The organism is Pseudomonas corrugata (assembly GCF_001269905.1).
GTDB classification, from domain to species: domain Bacteria; phylum Pseudomonadota; class Gammaproteobacteria; order Pseudomonadales; family Pseudomonadaceae; genus Aquipseudomonas; species Aquipseudomonas corrugata.
Window position 1 is genome coordinate 245,235 of sequence record NZ_LHVK01000015.1, and the last position, 23,705, is coordinate 268,939.

23 protein-coding genes are annotated in these 23,705 nt (G+C 61.8%); 9 read left to right on the top strand and 14 right to left on the bottom strand.

From position 1 onward, the window contains the following. Positions 1–11: 11 nt before the first annotated feature. Positions 12–305, bottom strand: a complete 294-nt coding sequence (locus tag AD665_RS21290; protein ID WP_024776677.1) for a hypothetical protein — start codon at positions 303–305, stop codon at positions 12–14. 56 nt (positions 306–361) lie between these two features. Further along, a complete protein-coding gene (locus AD665_RS21295; protein WP_024776676.1) occupies positions 362–967 on the bottom strand; it encodes an arylesterase in 606 nt (201 codons plus the stop codon). Between the two features lie 10 nt (positions 968–977). On the opposite strand from AD665_RS21295, the gene AD665_RS21300 reads away from it, so the two are divergent. The 4 genes from AD665_RS21300 to AD665_RS21315 all read left to right on the top strand — a co-directional run bounded on the left by AD665_RS21300 (position 978) and on the right by AD665_RS21315 (position 5,717). Further along, positions 978–1,661 (top strand): ABC transporter ATP-binding protein, encoded by a 684-nt coding sequence (locus AD665_RS21300; protein ID WP_024776675.1) that lies wholly within the window; start codon positions 978–980, stop codon positions 1,659–1,661. Continuing rightward, a complete protein-coding gene (locus AD665_RS21305) occupies positions 1,661–4,165 on the top strand; it encodes an ABC transporter permease (protein WP_024776674.1) in 2,505 nt (834 codons plus the stop codon). The genes AD665_RS21300 and AD665_RS21305 overlap by 1 nt, the downstream gene beginning before the upstream one ends. A 34-nt stretch (positions 4,166–4,199) precedes the next feature. Beyond that, complete coding sequence (greB, locus tag AD665_RS21310) at positions 4,200–4,697, top strand: transcription elongation factor GreB (protein WP_024776673.1); 498 nt, start codon at positions 4,200–4,202, stop codon at positions 4,695–4,697. A gap of 132 nt (positions 4,698–4,829) precedes the next feature. Further along, entirely contained in the window at positions 4,830–5,717 is an 888-nt protein-coding gene (locus tag AD665_RS21315; RefSeq protein ID WP_024776672.1) for a PI-PLC domain-containing protein, read from the top strand. On the opposite strand, the gene AD665_RS21320 is transcribed toward AD665_RS21315, so the two are convergent. The 3 genes from AD665_RS21320 to AD665_RS21330 form a co-directional block, all read right to left on the bottom strand. Next, on the bottom strand, positions 5,704–6,012 hold the full coding sequence (locus tag AD665_RS21320) for a hypothetical protein (RefSeq protein WP_024776671.1): 309 nt from the start codon (positions 6,010–6,012) through the stop codon (positions 5,704–5,706). The genes AD665_RS21315 and AD665_RS21320 overlap by 14 nt on opposite strands. A gap of 250 nt (positions 6,013–6,262) precedes the next feature. After that, a complete protein-coding gene (locus tag AD665_RS21325; protein ID WP_024776670.1) occupies positions 6,263–6,697 on the bottom strand; it encodes a DoxX family protein in 435 nt (144 codons plus the stop codon). Positions 6,698–6,796: 99 nt separating this feature from the next. Further along, positions 6,797–8,218 (bottom strand): MltF family protein, encoded by a 1,422-nt coding sequence (locus AD665_RS21330; RefSeq protein WP_024776669.1) that lies wholly within the window; start codon positions 8,216–8,218, stop codon positions 6,797–6,799. 236 nt (positions 8,219–8,454) lie between these two features. On the opposite strand from AD665_RS21330, the gene AD665_RS21335 reads away from it, so the two are divergent. The 3 genes from AD665_RS21335 (at position 8,455) to AD665_RS21345 (ending at position 11,491) form a co-directional block, all read left to right on the top strand. Beyond that, the gene (locus AD665_RS21335) at positions 8,455–9,261 is read left to right on the top strand and encodes a TatD family hydrolase (protein ID WP_024776668.1); all 807 of its coding nucleotides are present in this window, start codon (positions 8,455–8,457) and stop codon (positions 9,259–9,261) included. A 229-nt stretch (positions 9,262–9,490) separates the two neighbouring features. Continuing rightward, a complete protein-coding gene (locus AD665_RS21340; protein WP_024776667.1) occupies positions 9,491–10,972 on the top strand; it encodes a methyl-accepting chemotaxis protein in 1,482 nt (493 codons plus the stop codon). A 312-nt stretch (positions 10,973–11,284) separates the two neighbouring features. After that, the gene (locus AD665_RS21345) at positions 11,285–11,491 is read left to right on the top strand and encodes a hypothetical protein (RefSeq protein WP_053193583.1); all 207 of its coding nucleotides are present in this window, start codon (positions 11,285–11,287) and stop codon (positions 11,489–11,491) included. Between the two features lie 13 nt (positions 11,492–11,504). Here AD665_RS21345 and AD665_RS21350 read toward each other — a convergent pair whose 3' ends face one another. From AD665_RS21350 to AD665_RS21360, 3 genes are all read right to left on the bottom strand, one after another. Beyond that, positions 11,505–12,302, bottom strand: a complete 798-nt coding sequence (locus AD665_RS21350) for an acyl-CoA thioesterase (RefSeq protein ID WP_053193586.1) — start codon at positions 12,300–12,302, stop codon at positions 11,505–11,507. 234 nt (positions 12,303–12,536) lie between these two features. Next, positions 12,537–13,298 carry a CHAD domain-containing protein gene (locus AD665_RS21355; protein WP_053193588.1) on the bottom strand — a complete coding sequence of 254 codons (762 nt, stop codon included), beginning with the start codon at positions 13,296–13,298 and terminating at the stop codon, positions 12,537–12,539. 107 nt (positions 13,299–13,405) lie between these two features. After that, the gene (locus AD665_RS21360; RefSeq protein ID WP_024778753.1) at positions 13,406–13,696 is read right to left on the bottom strand and encodes a hypothetical protein; all 291 of its coding nucleotides are present in this window, start codon (positions 13,694–13,696) and stop codon (positions 13,406–13,408) included. A 207-nt stretch (positions 13,697–13,903) separates the two neighbouring features. On the opposite strand from AD665_RS21360, the gene AD665_RS21365 reads away from it, so the two are divergent. Continuing rightward, complete coding sequence (locus AD665_RS21365) at positions 13,904–14,941, top strand: patatin-like phospholipase family protein (RefSeq protein WP_024778752.1); 1,038 nt, start codon at positions 13,904–13,906, stop codon at positions 14,939–14,941. Between the two features lie 174 nt (positions 14,942–15,115). Here AD665_RS21365 and AD665_RS21370 read toward each other — a convergent pair whose 3' ends face one another. The 6 genes from AD665_RS21370 to kdpF all read right to left on the bottom strand — a co-directional run bounded on the left by AD665_RS21370 (position 15,116) and on the right by kdpF (position 23,134). Continuing rightward, positions 15,116–15,814, bottom strand: coding sequence for a response regulator (locus AD665_RS21370; RefSeq protein ID WP_024778751.1), 699 nt, complete (start codon positions 15,812–15,814; stop codon positions 15,116–15,118). A gap of 48 nt (positions 15,815–15,862) precedes the next feature. After that, positions 15,863–18,514 (bottom strand): sensor histidine kinase, encoded by a 2,652-nt coding sequence (locus AD665_RS21375; protein ID WP_053193591.1) that lies wholly within the window; start codon positions 18,512–18,514, stop codon positions 15,863–15,865. A 161-nt stretch (positions 18,515–18,675) separates the two neighbouring features. Then, entirely contained in the window at positions 18,676–19,221 is a 546-nt protein-coding gene (gene kdpC, locus AD665_RS21380; protein ID WP_024778749.1) for a potassium-transporting ATPase subunit KdpC, read from the bottom strand. A 58-nt stretch (positions 19,222–19,279) separates the two neighbouring features. Further along, complete coding sequence (gene kdpB / locus AD665_RS21385) at positions 19,280–21,331, bottom strand: potassium-transporting ATPase subunit KdpB (RefSeq protein ID WP_053193594.1); 2,052 nt, start codon at positions 21,329–21,331, stop codon at positions 19,280–19,282. A 10-nt stretch (positions 21,332–21,341) separates the two neighbouring features. Then, positions 21,342–23,036 (bottom strand): potassium-transporting ATPase subunit KdpA, encoded by a 1,695-nt coding sequence (gene kdpA, locus AD665_RS21390; protein WP_024778747.1) that lies wholly within the window; start codon positions 23,034–23,036, stop codon positions 21,342–21,344. Between the two features lie 8 nt (positions 23,037–23,044). Beyond that, the gene (gene kdpF / locus AD665_RS21395) at positions 23,045–23,134 is read right to left on the bottom strand and encodes a K(+)-transporting ATPase subunit F (protein ID WP_003218754.1); all 90 of its coding nucleotides are present in this window, start codon (positions 23,132–23,134) and stop codon (positions 23,045–23,047) included. Positions 23,135–23,391: 257 nt separating this feature from the next. On the opposite strand from kdpF, the gene AD665_RS27110 reads away from it, so the two are divergent. After that, positions 23,392–23,559 (top strand): DUF2897 family protein, encoded by a 168-nt coding sequence (locus AD665_RS27110; protein ID WP_003183831.1) that lies wholly within the window; start codon positions 23,392–23,394, stop codon positions 23,557–23,559. The last annotated feature ends 146 nt before the right edge of the window (positions 23,560–23,705 follow it).

The window sequence follows — 23,705 nt, forward strand, 5'->3', positions numbered from 1 at the left end:
GAACCTGGCGACTACAACTCGAATCGCAGCTCCGGCCAGATCGGTGAGGTACCGCGCTTCTGGGACTCGAGGATCGCCCGGCACAGCGAGCACAGGCGATGATCCTGGAATATCCGGCGATCAACGGCAGACCAGCGCGGCTGGGCCGGCAGCAGGCTGCCGCAGAGCGTCCGGTCTGCCGAGCCACCGAGCTCCAGTTGCCGGGTCACCAGATGCACCCGCACTTCCTGGCAGGCGAACAGGTCCAGCTGTTCGTCAGGCTCGATCAGTTGGTAGGCAAACAGGGACCAGGCGGGACGCGGCATCGGGGGCTCCAAATCGGGGGCGCCACATTAGCCGAAAGACCGCCTGTAGAAAAGCTTCAAAGCAGCGGTTTCAGTGTCGGCCAGACATTTTCCAGCAACTTGCCCTGGGCCGCGACGGACGGGTGCAATCCGTCGCCCTGCATCATCCCCGGAACCCCACCGACGTCCTGGAGGAAAAACGGCACCAGAGGCACTTTTTTCTCATCGGCCAGGGTGCTGTAGACCTTGGCGAAGGCATCGGTGTAACGCCGACCGTAGTTAGGAGGCAGTTGCATACCCAGCAGCAGTACCTTCGCACCGCTGGCGCGGGAGCTGTCGATCATCGCCGCAAGGTTTTGTTGCAATTGTGTTGGCGGCTGTCCGCGCAAGCCATCGTTGCCGCCCAGCTCCAGGATCACCAGGTCCGGCTTATGGGCTGCAAGCAGCGCCGGCAGCCGTGCCTGGCCTCCTGCGCTGGTATCGCCACTGATAGACGCGTTGACCACTTTGTCGTCAAAACCCTCGGCCTTGAGCCGTTGCTCGAGCAACGACACCCAGCCTTGCCGGGTATCCAGGCCGAAAGCCGCGCTGATACTATCGCCAACGATCAGGACTGTACCCGCCGCTGCGTTCTGGACCATACACATCAAGGCCAGGCCGGCACTCAAAAACCACACACGCATCGGATTCTCCATGGGCTCAAGCATTCTCACCGCGAAGGACCTTAGCAAAGTGGTTCCCAGCGCGGAAGGTGAACTGACCATCCTGCACGAACTCAGCCTGGAACTGAACAAGGGCGACAGCCTGGCCATTGTCGGCGCATCCGGTTCCGGCAAATCCACTCTCCTGGGCCTGCTGGCCGGCCTGGACCTGCCCAGCAGCGGTGAAGTGACCCTTGCCGGGCAGGCCCTCAGTGCGCTGGATGAAGATCAGCGGGCGCGGATCCGCGCCGAGCACGTCGGCTTCGTCTTCCAGTCGTTCCAGTTGCTCGACAGCCTGAACGCGCTGGAAAACGTCATGCTGCCGCTGGAACTTGACGGTCGCAAGGATGCCCGCGAACGCGCCACCGAGCTGTTGCAACGGGTCGGCCTGGGCCAGCGTCTGACCCACTCGCCCCGCCAGCTATCCGGTGGCGAACAGCAGCGCGTGGCAATTGCCCGTGCCTTTGCTGCCGAGCCCGACGTGCTCTTCGCCGACGAGCCCACCGGCAACCTCGACAGCCACACCGGCGAGCGCATCAGCGATCTTCTGTTCGAACTGAACAAGGAAAGCGGCACGACCCTGGTGCTGGTCACCCATGACGAACGCCTGGCCCATCGTTGCCGGCGCCTGATCCGACTTGAAGCCGGCCAGATGGTCGCGCCCCTGGAGCCTTGATGGCACGCTTGCCGCTGTTGCGCCTGTTCAGTCTCGCTGTCCGTCAATTGCTGCGCGACGCCCGCGCCGGCGAGTTGCGCGTATTGTTCTTCGCCTTGCTGGTCGCGGTGGCGGCAAGCACCGCCATCGGCTACTTCGGCGCCCGTCTCAACGGCGCGATGATGCTGCGCGCCACCGAATTCCTCGGCGCGGACCTGCTGCTGGAAGGCAGCTCGCCTGCCCGCCCCGAGCAAATCCGCAGCGGCACCGAGCTGGGCCTGGTGCATGCCCTTGTCGTGGAGTTCTCGAGCGTCGTCGCCACCGACAACGGTATCCAGCTTTCCAGCGTCAAGGCTGTCGACGATCTCTACCCGTTGCGCGGCGAGCTGAAAAGCGCACCTTCGCCCTTCGCCCCGGAGGAATCCGGCGGACGACCGAAACCTGGCGAGGCGTGGGTCGAAGCCCGGCTGCTGACAGCACTGGACCTGAAGATCGGCGACAGCATCGACGTCGGCAATACCACCTTGCGCCTGAGTCGGGTGCTGACTTACGAGCCGGATCGCGCCGGCAATTTCTACAGCCTCACGCCCCGGGTCATGATCAACCTCAAGGACCTGGAAGCCACCGGCGTGGTACAGCCTGGCAGCCGCGTCAGCTATCGTGATCTCTGGCGAGGCCCGGCGTCCGCCCTGCAAACCTATCGCGACCTGATCAAGCCGGGCCTGGAAGCCAACCAGCGCCTGCAGGATGCCCGCGACGGCAACCGGCAGATCGGTGGCGCCCTGGGCAAGGCCGAGCGCTACCTGAACATGGCCAGCCTGGTGGCGGTGCTGTTGTCCGGCGTTGCGGTCGCGCTCTCCGCCAATCGTTTCGCCAGCCGACGCTTCGATGCCAGCGCACTGCTGCGCTGCCTGGGCCTGTCACGGCGGGAAACCATGGTGCTGTTCAGCCTGCAACTGACGGTACTGGGCCTGCTGGCGAGCCTCAGCGGCGCCCTGCTCGGCTGGATCGCCCAACTGGGACTGTTCGCCTTGCTGCATGACCTGCTACCCGCCACCGTACCGCCCGGTGGCCTGCTGCCAGCAATCGCCGGTATCGGCACCGGACTGGTGGCGCTGGCGGGGTTCGCCCTGCCGCCCCTGGCCGCATTGGGTCGGGTGCCGCCGTTGCGCGTATTGCGCCGGGACATGCTGCCCATCCCGTCCAGCACCTGGGCAGTCTATGGTGCCGCGCTGGGTGCCCTTGGCCTGATCATGTGGCGCCTGAGCCTGGACCTGGTGCTGACCTTCGCCCTGCTCGGCGGCGGTGTCGTCGCCGCGCTGGTGCTCGGCGGCCTGCTGTTGCTGCTGCTCCAGAGCCTGCGCCGGATGCTCGCCCGCGCATCCCTGCCCTGGCGGCTGGGGCTTGGCCAGTTGTTGCGCCACCCCCTTGCAGCGGCCGGCCAGGCGTTGGCATTCGGCCTGATCCTGTTGTCCATGGCGTTGATCGCACTGTTACGCGGTGAATTACTGGATACCTGGCAAAACCAGCTGCCGAAAAACGCCCCCAATTACTTCGCCCTGAACATCCTGCCCAATGACAAGCAGGCCTTCACCGACAAACTGTTGCAGTTGTCGGCACAGTCGGCCCCGCTCTATCCCGTGGTACCAGGGCGCCTCATCAGCATCAACGGCGAGCCGGCCAGGGAGTTCGTCACCAAGGATTCGGCCGGGGACCGGGCACTGCAGCGCGACCTGAGCCTGACCTGGGCCGCGGACCTGCCGGAAGGAAACGTTGTCACCGCCGGGAACTGGTGGCCGCAGCAGCCACCGGACGATATACCGGGGGTTTCGGTAGAAGGCAAAGTGGCCGAGAACCTTCAGATCAAACTCGGCGACCGGCTGGTGTTCAGCGTGGGAGGCGTCAACCGCGAAGCGAAGGTCACCAGCCTGCGGGAGATCAACTGGGACAACTTCCAACCCAACTTCTTCATGATCTTCCAACCCGGCACCTTGAAGGACCTGCCGGCCACTTACCTCACCAGCTTCTACCTGGCCGCCGGTCACGACCAGCAGATTGTCGACCTGTCCCGGGCCTTCCCGGCGGTCACAATCCTGCAGGTCGAAGCCTTGCTGCAACAACTGCGCAGCATTCTGGCCCAGGTGACCCTGGCCGTGGAGTACGTGCTGCTGTTTGTGCTGGCGGCAGGGATGGCCGTGCTGTTCTCCGGCCTGCAGGCCACCCTTGATGAACGGATTCGCCAAGGCGCGTTATTGCGTGCCCTGGGGGCCGAGCGCCCCTTGCTGGTCAAGGCTCGACGCATCGAGTTCGGCCTGTTGGGTGCGGTCAGCGGGTTGCTGGCGGCCCTGGGTTCGGAACTGGTCAGCCTGGTGCTCTACCGCTTTGCCTTCGACCTGCCCTGGCATCCGCATCCATGGTTGCTGATGTTGCCGCTGGTGGGCGCGTTACTGATCGGCGCTGCGGGGGTGTTCGGTACCCGACGGGCACTCAACGCCAGCCCGCTGACAGTGTTGCGCGAGGGTTGATAGACTTCCGTCCTCACCCATCAAAGAAGTTGCCATGAGCCGTTATCGCCCACCTCGCACCGCTGGCACCGCGCTGATCACCCCCGAGGGCGAGGCGCGGATGCGCGCTGAATTCCATGAGCTTTGGCATGTGCGCCGCCCCCAAGTGACCCAGGCTGTCAGCGAGGCAGCGGCCCAGGGTGATCGGTCGGAAAATGCCGAATACACCTACGGCAAGAAAATGCTGCGGGAAATCGACAGCCGCGTCCGTTTCCTTACCAAGCGCCTCGAAGCCCTCAAAGTCGTGAGCGAAAAACCCAGCGATCCCAACAAGGTGTATTTCGGCGCCTGGGTCACGGTCGAAGATGAGGACGGCAACGAGGCCCGCTATCGCATCGTCGGGCCTGACGAGCTGGATCTGAAACAGAACCTGATCAGTATCGACTCGCCACTGGCGCGGGCGCTGATTGGCAAGGCATTGGATGCTGAAGTCAGGGTGCAGACACCGACAGGCGAGAAGCGGGTGTATGTCGTGGACATCACCTATCCATAACCCGGCTGATAAAGGCCGCCTCGAAACATCCCAGCAAACTTGAAGCTTTGACAAGATGACAGCGCTGCGCAAAATGACCGCGCGCGCTGTCTCGCGCCTTTCGCTCAGAACATTATTCAAGGATGAATAATCATGAAGGCTACTCACCATGGATTGGACAGTTGGATGTACAACACCCCTCAGTTATGCAAACTGCGTATCGACGAACTTATTCTGCCCGGCACCCATGACTCCGGCGCAGACAAAAAAGCGCCAAATCCCACTTTGCCTCAGGAAAAGACCCAGGACGTGCCGATCATCGAACAGATCCTGGCAGGCTTTCGTGTGCTCGACCTGCGCGTGGTCTTCTCCGCCAACGCTCCCATCGGCAGCGACAAACGCTTCCAGCTGTTTCACCTCGCCTCCTCCGGACGTACGGTGGGTGGCGACGTTCTGGCGCCGTTGAATGATTTTTACGATGATCCCGACCACAAGGCGGCGAGGGCAAAGGAAATCGTTATCCTGAACTTTCATAAATTCAAGCATTTCAACCGAGCCATCCATCAGGAGTTGCACAGCCTGATCGATTCAAAAATCGGACAACGGCTGCTCCCCCGGAACTGGCGGCGTTCAACGCTGGAAGAGATATGGACCCATCGTCCGGAGAGGACCGTTGTAATTTCCTACAATCACCGCGTAAGGGCAAAGTACTGGAAAGGCGTGGAACATCAATGGAGCGGTCAGAACCTGAACACTACCGCAGCCTTGAAAAGATTCATGGATGAGCAATCGGCACGGAAGAAACCCGACTTCGTATTGCGCTCGATACAATGCGCCAAATACGTGCTGCCCTTTCATCTTCCAGACGACTTCAGTGAAAAGATAGATGAGTGGTTCGAGTCCAGGAACAGCAACAGCTATATCCAGCGCTTCCACATCATCAACACAGACTGGTCGACCCGCAGCCGGATTGTATTCAACTGCATGCACGCCAACGGACTCAGGGCGATGGCCAAGGCAGACAGCCTCAACGCCGGGTGATCAGCCCTTGCCGCGCCACACGGGTCAACTGCCGGATCATTTCAGGGGCATCCGCAGCGCTGGGCGACTGAATGACCGCCAGATCGAAGCTGTCGTTGGCGAAACGTGCCAGGGACTCGCCATCTTCGACAAACTGGATCAGGAATGCAGCGGGCCCGTGACTGCGCCGCGGCCAGCCATCGAGATAACGCAACAGCGTTGGCTGATGGGTACCGCCCAAAAGGATTTTTGGATTGCGCTGCAGGAGGCTCGCCGTGATCGGCGCAAGACGTACAAGGGGACTGGGTGCGTTCATCGTGTCGTGTCTCTGCCTCAAAAAGTCTGCATGGCAGGTGAGAGGCAACACCGAACCAGCGCTTTAGCGGTATTTCGAAGCCTGTTCCAGGCTTCTGACGGTAACTGGATGAGTCACCTGGCGCCCCGCAAGTAGCTGTTTAAATCGGCGCATGAGCAGCATCCTAGAGAAGCCAACCGGCCAGTGTCAAGAATCTGCACTCACAAAAAAGGCCCGTACCAGACGGGCCTTCGATGGTTCGACTCAGTGATCAGCCGGCGATGGCACGATCGACCGACAGCTTGCCAGCCCCCTCGATCAACACCGCAATGCTCGCGGCCAGCAACGCCAGGGCAAACTCATAACCGTTGTTCGCCATGAACAGACCGTTGCCGATGTGCACGGAGAAAATAGCTACCAGGGACAGGAAGGCCAGCCCCAATGCCGCCGGACGCGCCAGCAGGCCCACGATCAAGGCCAACCCGGCAAAAAACTCGGTGCCACCGGCCAATGTGGCCATCACGTAGCCGGGTGTCAGGCCGATGCTTTCCATCCACTGCGCGGTACCCGCCAGCCCATAGCCACCGAACATACCGAAGAGTTTCTGCGAGCCGTGAGCAGCGAAAATGACACCGACGGCGATGCGCAGCACGGTCAGACCGTAGCCGGCACGGGTAGACAGGATTTTGTTGATGAAGGAGCTCATAGGTTCATTTCCTTGGAATGTGTGGGTTGGTCGCCATATTAATCAGTTAAATCCATATGAAAAGCGCAAAAAGTCCGCCATACAAATCTACTTATTCGATCACTTACGCACTACAACCTTCTGATCCTTCGGTTCCAACGACTCCCGCTCCCGATCAAACGCCAGATAGTATTTGTTCACACTATTAACGTAGCTGACGGCGCCCATTCCTACCTGCTCCATGGCAATGCGTTCGACCTGGAAAAACCATTGGTTGGGATTCAACCCTCGCCGCCGCGCCTCGGCACGCATGCCCTGAACACGCTCGGGCCCCATGTTGTAGGCAGCCAGCACAAAGGCCATGCGCTCGCGCTCGTTAAGCTTTGGGCTGGAGAAAAACTTGCGACGGATCATGGCCAGGTACCTGGCACCGGCCTGGACATTGGCATCCAGGTTCTGAATATTGCCAACGCCGACTCGTTGGGCCGCCGCCGGAGTGATCTGCATCAGCCCGGTGGGGCCGCTGCCGCTGCGGGCGCCGGGCTGCAGGGCGGACTCCTTGAAGGCCAGGGCCGCCAGGTTGAGCCAGTCCATGTCCTGAGCTTCGGCGTGTTTTTGCAGCACAGGGCGCAGTTTCTCCAGCCGCTGGCGGTCGGCCCGGGCCAGCGGATAATGAACCTGGTACAAACGGCGGTAGATGCGCAGGAAAGCAGCATCCTCGTTGGACGGTGCCTTGTAGGTCGTCAGGAATCCGTTGATGCTCGCCCGCAGCATGGCGGCGTCGCGGCGAACGAACCAGTGTTCGTTATCCGGCTCACCGATCAGCAACTGCCGGTCGAAACGCAACTTGGGCAGGATCTTGCCCCAACGCTCGGCGATGGGTTGCTCGACAATGGTCAGATGGAAAATGCCGCCCTGGACCATTTCCAGCACATCCTCCACCGCCAGGGTGGGGTCGACCCATTCGATTTTCACCGGCGGTAACTTGAGCAACGCCAGCTTCTGGTTGATCTGGCCCACCGCGTCCCCCGCCGCACTGCCGTTGGGCAACGCCAGAGTCTTGCCGGACAACTGCTCCACCCGCGTGTAGCGTTTCTCCCCCTTGATGCCTACCAGCATCAAGGGCACGTCGCGGCGAATCGGATCGCTGGCACTGACCGCATGACTGGGCAAGGGCTCGAGCAATTCCCCCGGTGCCACAAGGTCGCCCTCTGCGCGCTGCAAGGCACCGAGTAGCTGGTCCTTGGCTTTGGGAATGATCTTGAGGGTGATTTCCTGGCCATCCCGGGCATGGCCGTTGAGGTACTGTTCGAACGCCCGCAACCGATGGTATTCGACGCCGATGGGTTGCCCCTGGACTTCACCGGAACTGTTGCGGCTCTGATTGACCAATACTTTCAGCACGCGACTGCTGCGGATCTGCGCCAAGTCACGCACCGTCCCAGGCGCCACCGCCTGCACCGGGCCAGGCAGCCGCGCCTCGGCCGGCATCGGCAGCAGCAGCGAACAACACAGCAGTAGCAACGCCTGGGGACGTGTCATCCACTCTCCGGAAGGGATACCGCGACCCGCCTTCTTGAAAAACGAGGCTTGGGCCGACAGAAACAGAGCACCTTGGGGCGCTGAAAAGTGCGAAAGACTGGCACAGTGATGGCTTTTATACCAATCCGACCTGTCTCGTGGCCTCAACAGACAGCCTCAACTCGTTGTAGTTCTTGGCTTTTCTTATAAATCTACAGCTCTGATATGCTTTCCGGCCTTTGGGCCGAGGTAGCACCATGCAACTCATCGATATCGGCGTCAACCTGACCAACCCCAGTTTCACCGATAAACACCAGGCGGTGCTTGAGCGCGCCTATGAAGCAGGGGTCTGCCAACTGATCCTGACCGGCACCAGCATCGAGGGCAGCGAACAGGCTCTCGAACTGTGTCAACAGCTGGACGAGACCGGCAAGCGCCTGTTCTCCACCGCCGGCATCCATCCCCACAGCGCCAGCGACTGGACCACCGACAGCGCCAGGCATCTCAAGGACCTGCTGGGGCAAGATCACGTCCGTGCCGTGGGAGAATGCGGACTGGATTTCAACCGGGACTTCTCCCCTCGTCCGCAGCAGGAGAAGGTGCTGGAAGAACACCTCGCCCTCGCGGCGGAGCTGCAACTTCCGGTCTTTCTTCACGAACGCGATGCCGACCAGCGCTTGCTGGAGATCCTGCGGGACTTCCGCGACCGTCTGCCGGCCGCAGTGGTGCATTGCTTTACCGGTGAGAAAAAGGCGCTGTTCAGCTACCTTGACCTGGACCTGCACATCGGTATCACCGGCTGGATCTGCGATGAGCGCCGGGGCACGCATTTGCACCCCTTGGTACGCGAGATCCCTCGCGGCCGGCTGATGCTCGAAAGCGATGCGCCCTACCTGCTGCCCCGCACCCTGCGCCCCAAACCCAAGAACGGTCGCAACGAGCCGGCCTTCCTGACGGAGGTTTTGCGGGAAATCGCCTTGCATCGGGGCGAGACCCAAGAAGACCTGGCCGCTCACAGCACAGCGTGCGCGCGGGCGTTTTTCGGGCTGCCCGCGATCTCCTGAGCCGCCCAAATCCCTTGTGGGAGCCTGCTCGCGATAGCAGTGAATCAGCTTGCAAGTCAGTGGCTGGCACTCCGCTATCGCGATCAGGCTCGCTCCCACAGGGAATCCGGGCCAGCCCATGGTTCCTAGCATCAGGTCTGTTGACCCACATCAACACTCCACCTCCCGGGATAGCGGCAACATAATGGCACCTTGCCAAAACTGTTTCCGCTATCAGAGAAGACCTTCCATGGGTGCCTGGCTTAGCAATATCTCGCTGAAATACAAATTCTGGGCGGTCAACGCGGTCGCCTTTGTAACCACCTTGCTGCTCGTGCTCTATGCACTGCAGCTTGAACAACAGGCCCGCAATGATGCGGCCCGGGTGAATGCCCAGGCCCAGGCGCGCCTGCTCAGCGCCTGGCCGGTCGGTCAGCCGTTGCCCAAGGCCGAGAATCTGCTGTCTTTCCAGCAAGGCCAGATGCCTACATTCAATAATCAATCGTTGCCTTCACTGGCGCAGGCGCAGGGCTGGGTCGATCTCGATATCAAGCCACTAGTCGGCAATCAACCGTTATTGGGTGCAGAAGTGATCCGACGCGGCGACGGTCAACAACTCGCCGTCCTGGCCCAGGGTGCAAGCCTGAGCCAGGTGTTCGGCGAGCGTTTCAGCCAATACGCCGCAGCAGTGTTCGTATTGATGCTTGCCATGCTGGGTGCGTCGCAATTGTTGATCCGCTTCCTGTTGAGCCAGCTCAACACGCTGAAGGACGTGATGCTGCATGTGGAGAAAACCGGCGATCTGTCCGCCCGCGTACCCCTGGCCTGCGAGGACGAAGTGGGACAGATGGCCGCCGCATTCAATGCCATGCAAGCCGGTTATCAACGGGTAGTCGATACCGTGGCCAGCACCGCCCGGCAACTGGACAGCGGCGCGGCGCGATTGGCCTCGAGCATGAGCGAGGTTCGCCACGGCATGCTTGGGCAGCAGAGCGAAACCGATCAGGCGGCGACGGCGATCAATGAGATGTCCGCCACGGTGTATCACATCGCCCAGCATGCCGGCGCCACTCGCGACCTTTCGAAAACCGCCGACACCCTGGCTGGTAATGGTCGCGACGTGGTCAATCGTGTGGAACAGTCAATCACCGGCCTCTCCTCCGGGGTGCAGCAGACCGCCGAAATGATCCAGCGCCTGGCCGAAGACAGCCAGAAGATCAACAGCGTGGTCAGTGTGATCCACAGCATCGCGGAGCAAACCAACCTGTTGGCCCTCAACGCAGCCATCGAAGCGGCACGGGCCGGGGAAATGGGCCGGGGGTTTGCCGTGGTAGCCGACGAGGTACGCAATCTCGCCAAACGGGTACAAACCTCAACGGATGAAATCACCACCATGGTCTCGGCCCTGCAGGCGGGCACCCAGGACGCGGTGGACTTCATGCAGGAAAGTTCCTACAAGGCCGACGATTGCGTACAACAGGCCCGCGAGGCCGGCGAGGCGCTGGAGCAGATCACCGGGGCGGTGGCCCAGATGCGCGAGAGCAACACCCAGATCGCCGTCGCGGCCGAGCAGCAAAGCCAGGTTGCCGAGGAAATGAACCGGGCGGTGGTTAGTATTCGCGACGTGACCGAAAACACCGTACGCCAGACTGTGGACTCGGCCACCACCAGTCATGAACTGGCGACCCTGGCGGGCGAATTGAGCAAGGCGATCGGGCAGCTCAGACTCTGAAACCGCCATCGCGGGCAAGCCTTGCTCCCACAGGTCCATGTGTGCTTTGTGGGAGCAAGGCTTGGCCCTCACAGGTCCATGCGTGCTTTGTGGGAGCAAGGCTTGGCCCTCACAGGTCCATGCGTGCTTTGTGGGAGCAAGGCTTGGCCCTCACAGGTCCATGCGTGCTTTGTGGGAGCAAGGCTTGCCCGCGATGGCTTCATCCGAGAACTGACTCTGACTCTATCGCTCCCATAGCCAACCGCGATTCGCCGCCCTGCCCCGCCATGCCTATTCTTGTATCAACAGATGTCAGGCATAAGGAGCAGCATCATGCACAAACGTCACCCTACCCTTGCAGGCTGGCACTGGCACACCTTCAACCCAGCCCATCTGGTGTTGCAACTGATCGCCGTGCCATTGCTCATCATCGCATCGCTGCTGAGCATCTCGGGCGCGCTCAACCTTGACCTGGCGGACATCAGCATCGGTATCATCGCGGTATTCGCCTCGCTGGGACTGCTGCGCCACACTCATTGAGCGCCCACATACCTCAGCCGAAAATCGTCACCGTCTGCCGGCTCATGGCGATCAGGCGGCCATCGGCGCTCCAGAACTTCGCAGCGACGTGACCGTAGCCGTCCTGGGCATACTCGATCTCGGCCAGGTACTTGCACCAGTCCAACGTCGTGAGTGCTGGCACCGGCTGGACGAATTCGATGGTCCAGGTGAGCGTGCTGCCCGGCGCCATTTGTGTCAGGTGAGGCAGTAGCGCGGGCGGCCAGGCATCCACCAATGCGAGGATGTGGGCTTCGTTGAGCGGCTCTTCCTTGACATCCCCGCGCAACCGTACCCAGCCGCCCATGTTGCGGGATTTATTGCCGGTGAACGGCAGGCCACCAACGCTCCAGCACATTGCCAGGTGACGCATGAACTCCGGCGTGCCGCCCTTGATGTAAGGCAGCTCCTGGCAATGCTCGATACTTTTGAACTCGGGCGCGGGGTCTGCCTGCACCGCCACCACGGAGGAGCGCGACGCACCGAAGCTGCCTTGCACCACTGTCACCACTTGGCCGTTCTGCATCGCGCGCCCCTGCACCTGGCTGACCGCTTTGCCTTCACGCAACACTTCGACTTCAAAACTGACGGGCACGTCCGGTTCGACCGGGCCAACGAAGGTGATTGCCAGCGAACGCACCGGACGATCCGCCGGCACCCGTGCGCGCATCGCCTCATATTGCAGTGCCGCCACCAGCCCACCAAAAGTGGCGCGTCCCTGACCCCATTCAGGGGCGATGGTCACGGCGTCTGGCTGACGGCGCACGGCATCGATCAAATCGGAAAAGCGCATGGCAACCTCGAAAGCGTGGGAGAAGGATGAAGGATCTTAACCAGCCGGGATCAGCGACACAGCGCTCATTCCGGCCAAAGAGGCTGACAGATAGGCCGCCACACTTTAATCAACGCACAGAGCATTGTGGGAGCGAGCCTGCTCGCGATGGCGGAGGTCGGTCAGCATGGGGCAAGCTGAGCCGGCGCTATCGCGAGCAGGCTCGCTCCCACAGGGAGATAGAGGGAGGTTTTTTCAGGATTTCTCGAAGCAGCTCGCGATCAGCTTATCGAGCACCTTGTCAGCCTTGGCTTCGGCCTCGGTCATGGTAGTGCGCCAGACCGGCACACAGGGTTGCAGGTCGTGTTCCCGTTCAGCCTGGGCCAGCCATTGCCAGCAGTCGTGCCAATCGCCCAGGGCGCCTTGGGCGGACTTGAGTCGTGGCATGGCCGATTCCGGCAGGCGATCGAGTTCCGGGTAGGCTTCGATCGCATAGCGCACGCGCTTGATCAGCAGCCGCAACCGGTGGCGGTCATGGGCCGGATCACGCAACGCTTCACCGAGTTTTTTCCATTGTTTGTCCAGACGCTTTTCAATGCGTTTGCGCAAGCCCTTTAGCAGCCCCTGATGCTGGGCAGCGCGAACGAAGCGCGGAAATGCATCGAGGATCATCAACAGCTGCGCCAACTCCCGGCTAGCGGCCACGGCTGGATAGGCCTGGGCCATCTGCAGCCGGCGCCGTTGCGCCGCGCTGGTCTTGCCGTGCAGCTCAAGATAAGCCGCCAGCACTTCCCGGTCACGCAGCGGCGTGGTCAGGGCACCAACCGCTGAAGCGGCTGTTTCCAGCTGTTCAACACCCGGCAAGCCGCGCAATGGGCGGAGCAAGCTGCGCAAACGGCGAACCGTGGTCCGCAGGTCATGCAGCGCTTCACTGTCGGTATGGGCATTCAAGCGGGCCTGGCAGGCCAGCAGGCGGACTTCCAGGCCAAGAATCCTGGCCACCAGCCGATCGATCATAAGGGCGTACTCCGTACGCAGTTGCAAGCCTCAAGCTTCAAGCTGCAAGTAGAGGCGTGTCGCATGCTTCTCTCCTGCAGCTTGTCGCTTATAACTTGCCGTTGATCTTATCGTCCCGCACGGGACTCGCGGATGTAGAAGCGAGCTTTCTCGGCCTTTCTGGAGCAGCCTTCGAACGCTTCGAACTGCTGCTGGGTCTTGGCACCGGTCAGCAGCGACAGGGCCTTGGAGTAGCTGACAGTACCGGCAAAGCCTTCGGCCTTGGCCAGGTCCAGTTCATGCCAGGCGGCATCGAGCTGGGTACCGCAGCTGTCACGATAAGCTGTTTTGCCTGCACAACCAGCCAGGGCCAGAACCATCAGGGATGCTACTAGGGGCAGGCAGATCCGGGCTTTCATCATTACACCTCAGTCAGGTCAAACAGTCGTGCTGGTAAGACGGCCTTAAAGGCAAAAAGTGCCTTGTGCCGAGCGCCTTAATTCAAGTGTGGGCGAGCATACAAAAATGTCACTCCCGCGTGTCAAATAACGACGTTTGTGCCACAACGATTGAGCCGGGCCGTCGATCAGTGCATTGTTGAAGTCTGTTCGACAAGAGGCAGGGTCATGACAAAACGTGTCGCATTGGTATTGGGTTCGGGCGGCGCCCGAGGCTACGCCCATATCGGGGTGATCGAGGAAATCGAACGACGTGGCTATGACATTGCCTGCATCGCCGGCTGTTCAATGGGTGCCGTGGTGGGTGGAATCTATGCCGCCGGCAAGCTCAGGGACTACCGCAACTGGATCGAAAGCCTGGATTACCTGGACGTTTTGCGGCTGGTGGACGTCAGCTTCCGCCTTGGTGCGATCCGCGGAGAAAAAGTCTTCGGACAGATCCGCAAGATCGTCGGCGAACTCAATATCGAAGACCTGCGCATTCCCTACACCGCCGTAGCCACGGACCTGACCAACCAACAGGAAATCTGGTTCCAGGAAGGTTGCCTGCATCAGGCAATGCGCGCCTCGGCGGCGATTCCCAGCCTGTTCACGCCAGTGATGCAAGGCAACCGCATGCTGGTGGATGGTGGCCTGCTCAATCCGCTGCCGATCGTGCCGGTAGTATCGAGTCACTGTGACCTGATCATCGCAGTCAACCTCAATGCCACCAACCAGCGACAATACAGCCTGCCGGTCATCCCGCGTCCCGCTGCGTTCAAGAGCCGATTCGACAATCTCATCAGTTCCCTGGGGTCGAAATTGCCATTTCGTCGCAAGCAGGCCGAGCAATTGTTGCTGCTGGAGCAGGAAGCGTTGAAGGCCGAGGCCGCCGACATCAACCCCTGGCTCGAATCCGCCGAGCCTGAAGGCCAGCAACCGGCCGCCGCGCCCGAGACTGAAGGCGCACCGAAGTCCGCCACCGGTTCATTCATCATCGATAACGTCGGCCCGGCCTCGTTGCTGGATTTGATCAACCAGAGTTTCGAGGTGATGCAAACCTCGCTGGCCCAATACAAAATCGCCGGGTATCCGCCGGATGTATTGATCAACGTACCGAAACGGGTGTGCCGGTTCTTCGAGTTCTACAAGGCGCCGGAGTTGATCGCTCTGGGGCGGGAGATTGCCAGTGACACTCTGGATCGGTATGAAAGTGAACAGAGCTGAAGCAACACCTTGATCCTGTGGCGAGGGGATTTATCCCCGTTGGGGTGCGAAGCAGCCCTAAAATCAGACAACTCGGTTTGCCAGCTTTATCGAGTCGACGGGTTTGGGGGTGCTTTGCACCCCAGCGGGGATAAATCCCCTCGCCACAACAGTGCTTGGCTGAAGACCGAGAGGTTAAAACCCACCCTCTCCCAACAACCGATACCCCACCCCCGCCTCGGTCGCAATGAACCGGGGACGCGTCGGGTCGTCGGCCAGTTTTTGACGCAGGTGGCCGACGACGATGCGTAGGTAGTGACTGTCTTCGGTGTGGGTCGGGCCCCAGATGTCCTTGAGCAACTGTTGTTGGGTGATGACCCGTCCGGGGTGCCGCGCCAGTTGTGCCAGCACGGCGTATTCCTTGCGGGTCAGGGCCACTTCGGCGCCGTCCAGCAGGACCCGTCGATAGGCCAGGTCCACCGTCAGCGGACCAAACGTCAGCGCCGCTTCCCGGGCCTCGCCTGCCGGTGCCTGGCGCAAGAGAGCGCGGACGCGGGCCAGGAATTCCTGGATGCCGAACGGCTTGGTCACGTAATCGTTGGCGCCGTTGTCCAGCGCCTCGACTTTCTGGGCTTCACTGGCCCGCACCGAAAGCACCAGCACCGGCACCGTCGACCATTGGCGGAACTCGCACAGCACCTGCTGACCATCCATGTCCGGCAGGCCCAGGTCGAGCACCAGCAGATCAGGCTTATTCAATGCCGCCAGGGCCAGGCCGTCAGTCCCTGTACCGGCCTCCAGCACCTTGTAGCCCTGGGAGACCAGGCTGATGCGCAGGAATTTGCGGATCTGCGGCTCATCATCGATGACCAGGAGGGTCGCGGTTTGGCTCATGGATTCGGTTCACTGAAAATCAAATGGCAGAGAGTAACGCAGCCCGGCTCAAGCTTCATCGCCCATGTCCGGTTGTGCCTGCAATGGCAGGTGCAAGGTGATGCAGGTGCCACGCCCATCGAGGCCTTCGCCCACACTGATGCGCCCACCATGGGCACCCACCATGCCCTGACAGATCGCCAACCCCAGACCCGTGCCCTGCCCGCCCCGATCGCCGCGCGCAGCGGTGTAGAACATGTCGAAGATTTTCTCCCGCTCTTGCTGGGGGATCCCCGGCCCTTCATCGGCCACGGCAAAAAACACTTCACCGTCCGTCGCACCTGCGCTCAGCGACAGACGTCCGTGGGGCGGCGAGAAACGCGCGGCATTTTCCAGCACGTTCACCAGGGCCTGTTCGATCAGCGCCGCGTGGACATACAGCAATGGCAATTGGGCAGGCACCTCGACGCTGACCATCAGCGGCGCCAGCATCGCCCTCAGGCGGTTCAACGCGCTGCCGACGATATCGGCCGGCGCCACCCAGTCCCGCGCCAGTTTCAGGGCTCCGTGGCCGAGGCGGGTCATGTCCAGCAGGTTCTGGATGTAGCGATCCAGGCGTTCGGCTTCATCGCGGGTGCCTTCGAGCAATTCGCGACGATCCGCCAGCGGGATCGCCTCCCCCAGTGCCAGCAGGCTGTCGATGCTGCCACGCATGGCGGTCAACGGCGTGCGCAGATCATGGGAGACCGAGGCCAGCAAAGCGCTGCGCAGTTGCTCGGTCTCGCCGTGCAGGCGCGCCGCCTCAAGATCCTGAGCCAACTGCGCCCGGGCCAGCGCCTGGGCCAGCGGCTGGCTGAGGGCCGCCAACCAGCGACGCCGTTGACCGCTCAAAGGACTGTCGTCTTTCGAACGCACGCCCAGCAACGCCAGCGGTCCACCCTCCACCGACAACGGCCACCACCACCAGCGCCCGAGCGGCAGTGTCCCGGTACCGGCGCCGGCCGGCTGGTCGTGCTGCCAGGCCCAATCGGCCGCCGCACGTTCGGCCTCGACGAACGTCAGCACCTCAGCGGTCTCGACCTTCCAGCCACTCTGGCCTTCTCGATTGAGCAGACACAGCTGCAAGTCATGCCAACCGTTGAAGTGCTGCGCGGCGGCGCTGATCACCGCCTGACGGTCGGTGGCAGCCGTGAGCTTGCGGGACAGATCAAGCAATTCGCCGGTTTCCTGCTGAGTGTCGCGCAGCGCCTGCAACTGCCGACGCTGACGGGCAGCAAGATTGCCGGTCAAGGCCGCCATCAGCAGGAAGAACGCCAGCGTCAGCACATCTTCGTCACGCTGAATGGTGAAGGAAAAGTTCGGCGGGATGAACAAAAAGTCGTAGGCCAGGAACGACAGTGCCGCACAAGCCAACGCCGGGCCGAGGCTGCTGCGCACCGCCACCAGCAAGACCGCCATCAGAAACACCAGGGAGATGTTGGGCAACTCCAGCAGCCCGGAAATGCCCCAGGCCAATGCACTGGCCGCTACGGTCGCCAACAACGCCAGCACGTAGTCGAAACCAGTCTGGACGCGACTTGAATAAACGCGGGCTGGACGCAGTTGCTCATCGCTGTCCAGCACGTTGATCTCCAGCCCCCGGGCATCGCGCAACAAGCGTGAGGCCAGGCCGCCGCCAAACCAACGCCTGCGCAGGCGCGGTCGGGACTGCCCGACCAGGAGCAGCGTGGCCCGACGTTCGATGGCATGCTGAATCAGAGTCCTGGCCACTTCGCCGGCCCGCAGCAGTACCACCTCACCGCCCAGACGCTCCGCCAGTTGCTGGGCATTCTGCAGGCGCTGGCGCGAGGTCTCGTCCGGAGCGCCACCGTTGTCCACGTGCACCAGGCTCCACGGCAGATGCCGACGCTGGGCGACGCGACTGGCATGGCGCACCAGGCGCTCGGCTTGGGTATCGCCGTCGACTCCCACCAGTAATCGACCACGCACCACCGGGGCGGCCTGCCCCAGTTGCCGATAGCCGAGCGCCAGATCGTTGTCCACTTGCGCAGCGGCGGTCTGCATCGCCAGCTCACGCAGGGCCGTCAGGTTGGTCTGGGTGAAGAAAGCATCGATCGCCGCACGGGCCTGCTCGGGCACATAGACCTTGCCATCACGCAGGCGCTCCAGCAGTTCTCGGGGCGGCAGGTCGATCAGCAGCAGCTCATCGGCTTCCTGCAGGACCCAATCCGGCAGTGTTTCTCGAACCTGCACCCCGGTGATGCCGCGTACCTGGTCATTGAGACTTTCCAGGTGCTGGACATTGACGGTGGTGTAGACGTCGATGCCGGCAGCAAGCAGCTCTTGAATGTCTTGCCAGCGCTTGGCGTGGCGACTGCCGGGAGCATTGCTGTGGGCCAGTTCGTCAACCAGCACCAGCTTTGGCCGGGCGGCCAGCAGACCGTCGAGGTCCATCTCCTCAAGCATCACGCCACGGTATTCGGAGCGCACCAAAGGCTGCTGCACCAGGCCACCGAGCAGCGCTTCGGTTTCGGCTCGACCGTGTGTCTCCACCACGCCGGCGATGACCTTCACGTTCTGACGCAACTGGGTATGGGCCGCTTGCAACATGGCGAAGGTCTTGCCGACACCCGGTGCCGCGCCAAGAAAGACCTTGAGCCGACCACGGCCAGTACGGGGCAGTTTGGCTAACAGGGCGTCGGCGCGGCCGGAGTCGCTCATGGTGTGGTTCTCTTGCTTTCGGATATTGATGGTATGCCCATTCTCACAGGCGCCATGGAACCCTTGTGGGAGCGAGCCTGCTCGCGATGACGATATATCAGCTTGCAGATGTGTGACTGATACACCGCTATCGCGAGCAGGCTCGCTCCCACAAGGGGGGATTACAGCTTTTCCAGCGCCAGGTTCAACGCCAGCACATTCACTACCGGCGGCCCCACCAGAGGTCGCTCGATGTGAGTGTCGAGCAACTGCTGCAAGGTCGAGACCGGCAGGTTGCGCGCGGCGGCGACTCGCGCCAGTTGATAGGCAATCGCTGCCGGTGGCAAGTGCGGATCCAGCCCGCTGCCGGAGGTGGTCAACAGCGCCAGCGGTACTGGGCCCTGACCCGGTACCAAAAGCGTGTGGGCATCATCGATTATCCGCTTGGCCAGCGCCGGATTGCTCGGGGAAAGGTTGCTGGCGCCGCTGGCAACCGTGGCGAAGGTGCCGGCCGAGGGACGTGGATGGAACCAGGCATCCCCCTGGAATTCCTGGGCGATCAACAGGGAGCCGCGCACCTTGCCGTCGGCACCCTCGACGAGGCTGCCGTTGGCCTGGACGGGAAAGGCGGTTTGCGCCACTGCGGTGACCAGCAAGGGGTAGGCTATGCCGGTGATAAAGGTCATCAGAAGTAACAGGCTCAGGGCCGGACGAATTAGCATAGACATACAGAGATCCTCAGTTGAAACCTATTTGTGGCAAGGGGTTAGCTGCACGCTTCAAACTTCAAACCAGCCCCAACGCCGTCAGCAACACATCTATTCCCTTGATCCCCACGAACGGCACCACGATCCCACCCAGGCCATAGATCAACAGATTGCGCCGCAGCAACGCCGCCGCGCTCGCCGCCTGCACCCGCACGCCGCGCAGGGCCAGGGGGATCAGCACCACAATGATCAATGCGTTGAACACAATGGCCGAGAGAATGGCGCTCTGCGGGCTGCTCAGGTGCATCACGTTCAATACGCCGAGCTGTGGATAAATCGAGGCGAACAACGCCGGCAGGATCGCGAAGTACTTGGCGATGTCATTGGCTATGGAAAAGGTGGTCAGTGCCCCACGGGTCACCAACAGCTCCTTGCCGACCTGCACCACGTCCAGCAACTTGGTCGGGTCGCTGTCGAGGTCGACCATGTTGGCCGCCTCCCGCGCCGCTTGTGTGCCGTCATTCATCGCCATGCCGACATCGGCCTGGGCCAGGGCCGGGGCGTCGTTGGCGCCGTCGCCGCACATGGCCACCAGTCGACCGTCATTTTGCTCATGGCGGATACGCGCCAGTTTCTTCTCCGGCGTGGCCTCGGCCAGCACGTCGTCGACGCCCGCTTCGGCGGCAATCGCGGCGGCGGTCAGCGGATTGTCGCCAGTGACCATCACGGTACGGATGCCCAGCTTGCGCAGCTCGGCGAAACGCTCGCGGATACCCGGCTTGACCACATCCTTGAGATGGATCGCGCCCAGCAACTTGCCGTCCACGCACACCAAGAGGGGCGTGCCGCCGCTCTGGGCAATCTGGTCGACCTCTCGGGCCAGCATCGATGGTAACTGGTTGCGCGGCAGGCCGATAAAATCCAGCAGCGAATCCACCGCCCCCTTGCGATATACCCGCCCCTGATGATCAACACCGGACAAACGGGTTTCAGCGCTGAACGGTACCGCGGTCAGCGATTCCAGGGCAGGCTCGGGCTGCGGGTGCAACGCTCGCAGGTGTTCCACGATGGACTTGCCTTCAGCGGTGTCGTCGGCCAATGAAGCCAACAGCGCCCCTTCGGCCAACTCCTTCACGCTCACCCCCGGAGCGGCATGAACCGCTGCACAACGACGATTGCCGAACGTGATGGTGCCAGTCTTGTCCAGCATCAGCACGTGCACGTCCCCCGCCGCTTCCACCGCGCGACCGGATTTGGCGATCACGTTCAAGCGCACCAGCCGATCCATCCCGGCGATGCCGATGGCCGACAGCAACCCGCCAATGGTGGTGGGAATCAACGTAACCAACAGCGCCACCAGGAAAACCAGTGGCAAGCTGCTGTTAGCGAAGTGGGCGAAGGGTTGCAACGTCACCACCACCAACAGGAAGATCAGAGTCAGGCCGATCAACAGAATGTCCAGAGCCACCTCGTTCGGCGTCTTCTGCCGCTTGGCGCCTTCGACGAGGGCGATCATACGGTCCAGGGTCGACTCGCCGGGGTTGCTGGTAATGCGCACTAACAACCAATCGGAGACCAACCGGGTGTTGCCGGTGACCGCTGAACGATCACCGCCGGATTCACGAATAACCGGCGCAGACTCACCGGTGATCGCCGCCTCGTTGACCGCGGCGATGCCCTCGATCACTTCGCCATCGCCCGGAATCATCTCCCCTGCCTCCACACGCACCACATCGTCTTTGCGCAAACGGGTGGCGGGAACGACTTCAAAGCCATTGGCGGTCCGACAACGTGCGCTGAGGCCTTCGCTGCCAGCCTTGAGGCTGTCGGCCCGCGCCTTGCCGCGCCCTTCGGCCAAGGCTTCGGCGAAGTTGGCGAACAGCACGGTGAACCAAAGCCAGAGCGCGATCTGCGCGGCAACGAACGTCGGCACGGCACTGTCGGGAATCAAGCACAGCACAGTGGTGAGTATTGCCGTCAGCTCCACCACCAGCATCACCGGTGCACGGTGCAACTGGCGCGGATCGAGTTTGACAAAAGCTTGTATCAAAGCCGGCCGCCACAGGGCGGAGATGGCGGTTTTCGCTTGCGGTGCCTGGGTGGGAACCGCGTGGGGTGCGGGCATATTCATCATCGGATCCTCAGAAGCCCATGCTCAGGTGTTCGGCAATTGGGCCCAGGGCCAGGGTCGGCAGGAAGGTCAGGCCGCCCATCAACAAAATAGTCACGGTCAGCAAGGTCACGAACAGCGGGCCGTGGGTGGGGAAACTGTTCTGGCCGATCGGGGCGGTTTTCTTCAGCGCCAGGCTGCCGGCCAACGCCAGCACCGGCAGGATGTAGCCGAAACGGCCGATCAACATGCCCAGGCCCAGCATCAGGTTATGGAACGGCGTGTTGGCGCCAAATCCAGCAAATGCCGAACCGTTGTTTGCCCCCGCCGACGTGTAGGCGTACAGCAACTGGCTGAAGCCATGGGCGCCAGGGTTGCTCACCGCAGCGGCAGGCCCGGGCAGGCTTGCGGCGACGGCGCCCAGCACCAGCACGCTCACCGGCATCACCAGCAGAGTCACCACCAGCAGTTGCACTTCCCGGGCACCGAGCTTCTTGCCCAGGTATTCCGGCGTGCGACCAATCATCAAGCCGGCCAGGAACACTGCAATCAGCACGTTCAGCAACATCCCGTAGAGCCCGGCCCCGACCCCACCGAAAATCACTTCGCCGACCATCATGTTCACCAGCGCGACCATGCCACTGAGGGGGTTGAGGCTGTCGTGCATGGCGTTGACCGAGCCGTTGGACGCCGCCGTGGTGGTCACCGACCACAACACCGACGCGGTGGTGCCGAAACGCGCCTCCTTGCCTTCCAACGGCGCGGTCTGCTCCACGGCCGCATCGGCCAATGCCGGATTGGGTTGGTACTCGGCCCACAGCGAAGTCGCGCCACCGATCAGGAAAAGCGCGAGCATGCAGGCGATGATCGCCCGACTCTGACGCAGATCCTTGACGTAGTGGCCGAACATGAACACCAGCGCGGCGGGAATCAGGATGATCGAAGCGAGCTCGAACAAGTTGCTCCAGGCTGTCGGGTTCTCGAACGGATGCGCCGAGTTGACGCCGAAGAAACCGCCGCCGTTGGTGCCCAGTTGCTTGATCGCAATCTGGCTGGCGGCCGGCCCCAGTGGAATCACCTGGTCGGCCCCTTGCATCGTCACGCCGTGCACATAGTGCGCAAACGTCTGCGGCACGCCCTGCCACACCAGGAACAAGGCCAGTAACATACACAACGGCAAGAGTCCGTAGAGGGTGGCCCGGGTCATGTCGACCCAGAAATTGCCCAGGGTCCTGGCCGACTTACGCCCGATCCCGCGACACAGCGCCACCAGCACAGCCAGGCCAGTGGCGGAGCTGACAAAATTCTGCACGGTGAGACCAATCATCTGGCTCAGGTAGCTCAGGGACGCTTCACCGCTGTAGGACTGCCAGTTGGTGTTGGTCATGAAACTGACGGCCGTATTGAAAGCTTGAGTCCACTCCATGCCTGGCACTTGTTCGGTGTTGAGTGGCAAATGCCCCTGTAACAGCAAAATCGCGAACAGCGATACGAACCCCGCCAGGTTGAAAGCGAGCAAGGCCAGGGTGTATTTCTGCCAGGTCTGCTCGACCTGAGGATCCACCCCAGACAACCGATAGCAGCCTCGCTCCAGCGGCCCGAGAACCGGGGAAAGCCACGTGCGCTGCCCTTCCATGACCTTGTAAAAGAACCGCCCGAGAAATGGAGCCGGGATCAGTACCAGCGCGAAAAAGGCAATGATCAGCCCGTAGTCATAACCGTGCATAACCGCTCCTAGTTCCGGTCTGCGCGCAACAGCGCAACCAGCAGATAAATGAACAGCGCCACTGCCAGCAGCAATGACACCCCGTCCAGGACACTCATGGGGTTTCTCCGTGGTGCGGCGTCGTGCCGCGTGTGGAGTGATTGTCGGCAGGGAGGCTGTAAAGGAACGAGATCGAGAGTTGGGTCGAGGAATAAAGAATTCGTAAAAATGAACGATGGCCTGCTGGCCGCGTTATGAGATACATCCGGTAGAACAGGGGTAGTATTGAACCACTGCGAGCAACCTTCGCTCATAAGTAGTAGGTGTTGCGGATTGGGTGAACAACGCCCACTGGCCCGCCCTCAAGGAGAGTCCTATGCCCTGGTATGCCTGGCTGATTTTGATCGTTGCAATCGGCTCGATCGTCGGAGGCCTGATGATGCTGCGCGACACTGCTAACAAGGTCGAACTGACTGATGAGCAACGCAAGCGCGTGGCCGAGAGGAATGCGGAGATGGATGCGAAGGAGGCCAAGGATCGTTGATGGCTTGAGCTGCGTACCGCTTTCTGTGGCGAGGGGATTTATCCCCGCTGGGCTGCGCAGCGGCCCTAAAACCGAGCACCCAGCCCTAACAGGAAAACCGCTTGGCCGGTTTACGACTGCTGCGCAGTCGAGCGGGGCGGTGCGAC

Excerpts from the sequence above, each read along its gene's own strand:
- AD665_RS21290 (WP_024776677.1), bottom strand. The coding sequence starts at position 305 with ATGCCGCGTCCCGCCTGGTCCCTGTTTGCCTACCAACTGATCGAGCCT.
- AD665_RS21295 (WP_024776676.1), bottom strand. The coding sequence starts at position 967 with ATGCGTGTGTGGTTTTTGAGTGCCGGCCTGGCCTTGATGTGTATGGTC.
- AD665_RS21300 (WP_024776675.1), top strand. The coding sequence starts at position 978 with ATGGGCTCAAGCATTCTCACCGCGAAGGACCTTAGCAAAGTGGTTCCC.
- AD665_RS21305 (WP_024776674.1), top strand. The coding sequence starts at position 1,661 with ATGGCACGCTTGCCGCTGTTGCGCCTGTTCAGTCTCGCTGTCCGTCAA.
- greB (WP_024776673.1), top strand. The coding sequence starts at position 4,200 with ATGAGCCGTTATCGCCCACCTCGCACCGCTGGCACCGCGCTGATCACC.
- AD665_RS21315 (WP_024776672.1), top strand. The coding sequence starts at position 4,830 with ATGAAGGCTACTCACCATGGATTGGACAGTTGGATGTACAACACCCCT.
- AD665_RS21320 (WP_024776671.1), bottom strand. The coding sequence starts at position 6,012 with ATGAACGCACCCAGTCCCCTTGTACGTCTTGCGCCGATCACGGCGAGC.
- AD665_RS21325 (WP_024776670.1), bottom strand. The coding sequence starts at position 6,697 with ATGAGCTCCTTCATCAACAAAATCCTGTCTACCCGTGCCGGCTACGGT.
- AD665_RS21330 (WP_024776669.1), bottom strand. The coding sequence starts at position 8,218 with ATGACACGTCCCCAGGCGTTGCTACTGCTGTGTTGTTCGCTGCTGCTG.
- AD665_RS21335 (WP_024776668.1), top strand. The coding sequence starts at position 8,455 with ATGCAACTCATCGATATCGGCGTCAACCTGACCAACCCCAGTTTCACC.
- AD665_RS21340 (WP_024776667.1), top strand. The coding sequence starts at position 9,491 with ATGGGTGCCTGGCTTAGCAATATCTCGCTGAAATACAAATTCTGGGCG.
- AD665_RS21345 (WP_053193583.1), top strand. The coding sequence starts at position 11,285 with ATGCACAAACGTCACCCTACCCTTGCAGGCTGGCACTGGCACACCTTC.
- AD665_RS21350 (WP_053193586.1), bottom strand. The coding sequence starts at position 12,302 with ATGCGCTTTTCCGATTTGATCGATGCCGTGCGCCGTCAGCCAGACGCC.
- AD665_RS21355 (WP_053193588.1), bottom strand. The coding sequence starts at position 13,298 with ATGATCGATCGGCTGGTGGCCAGGATTCTTGGCCTGGAAGTCCGCCTG.
- AD665_RS21360 (WP_024778753.1), bottom strand. The coding sequence starts at position 13,696 with ATGAAAGCCCGGATCTGCCTGCCCCTAGTAGCATCCCTGATGGTTCTG.
- AD665_RS21365 (WP_024778752.1), top strand. The coding sequence starts at position 13,904 with ATGACAAAACGTGTCGCATTGGTATTGGGTTCGGGCGGCGCCCGAGGC.
- AD665_RS21370 (WP_024778751.1), bottom strand. The coding sequence starts at position 15,814 with ATGAGCCAAACCGCGACCCTCCTGGTCATCGATGATGAGCCGCAGATC.
- AD665_RS21375 (WP_053193591.1), bottom strand. The coding sequence starts at position 18,514 with ATGAGCGACTCCGGCCGCGCCGACGCCCTGTTAGCCAAACTGCCCCGT.
- kdpC (WP_024778749.1), bottom strand. The coding sequence starts at position 19,221 with ATGTCTATGCTAATTCGTCCGGCCCTGAGCCTGTTACTTCTGATGACC.
- kdpB (WP_053193594.1), bottom strand. The coding sequence starts at position 21,331 with ATGAATATGCCCGCACCCCACGCGGTTCCCACCCAGGCACCGCAAGCG.
- kdpA (WP_024778747.1), bottom strand. The coding sequence starts at position 23,036 with ATGCACGGTTATGACTACGGGCTGATCATTGCCTTTTTCGCGCTGGTA.
- kdpF (WP_003218754.1), bottom strand. The coding sequence starts at position 23,134 with ATGAGTGTCCTGGACGGGGTGTCATTGCTGCTGGCAGTGGCGCTGTTC.
- AD665_RS27110 (WP_003183831.1), top strand. The coding sequence starts at position 23,392 with ATGCCCTGGTATGCCTGGCTGATTTTGATCGTTGCAATCGGCTCGATC.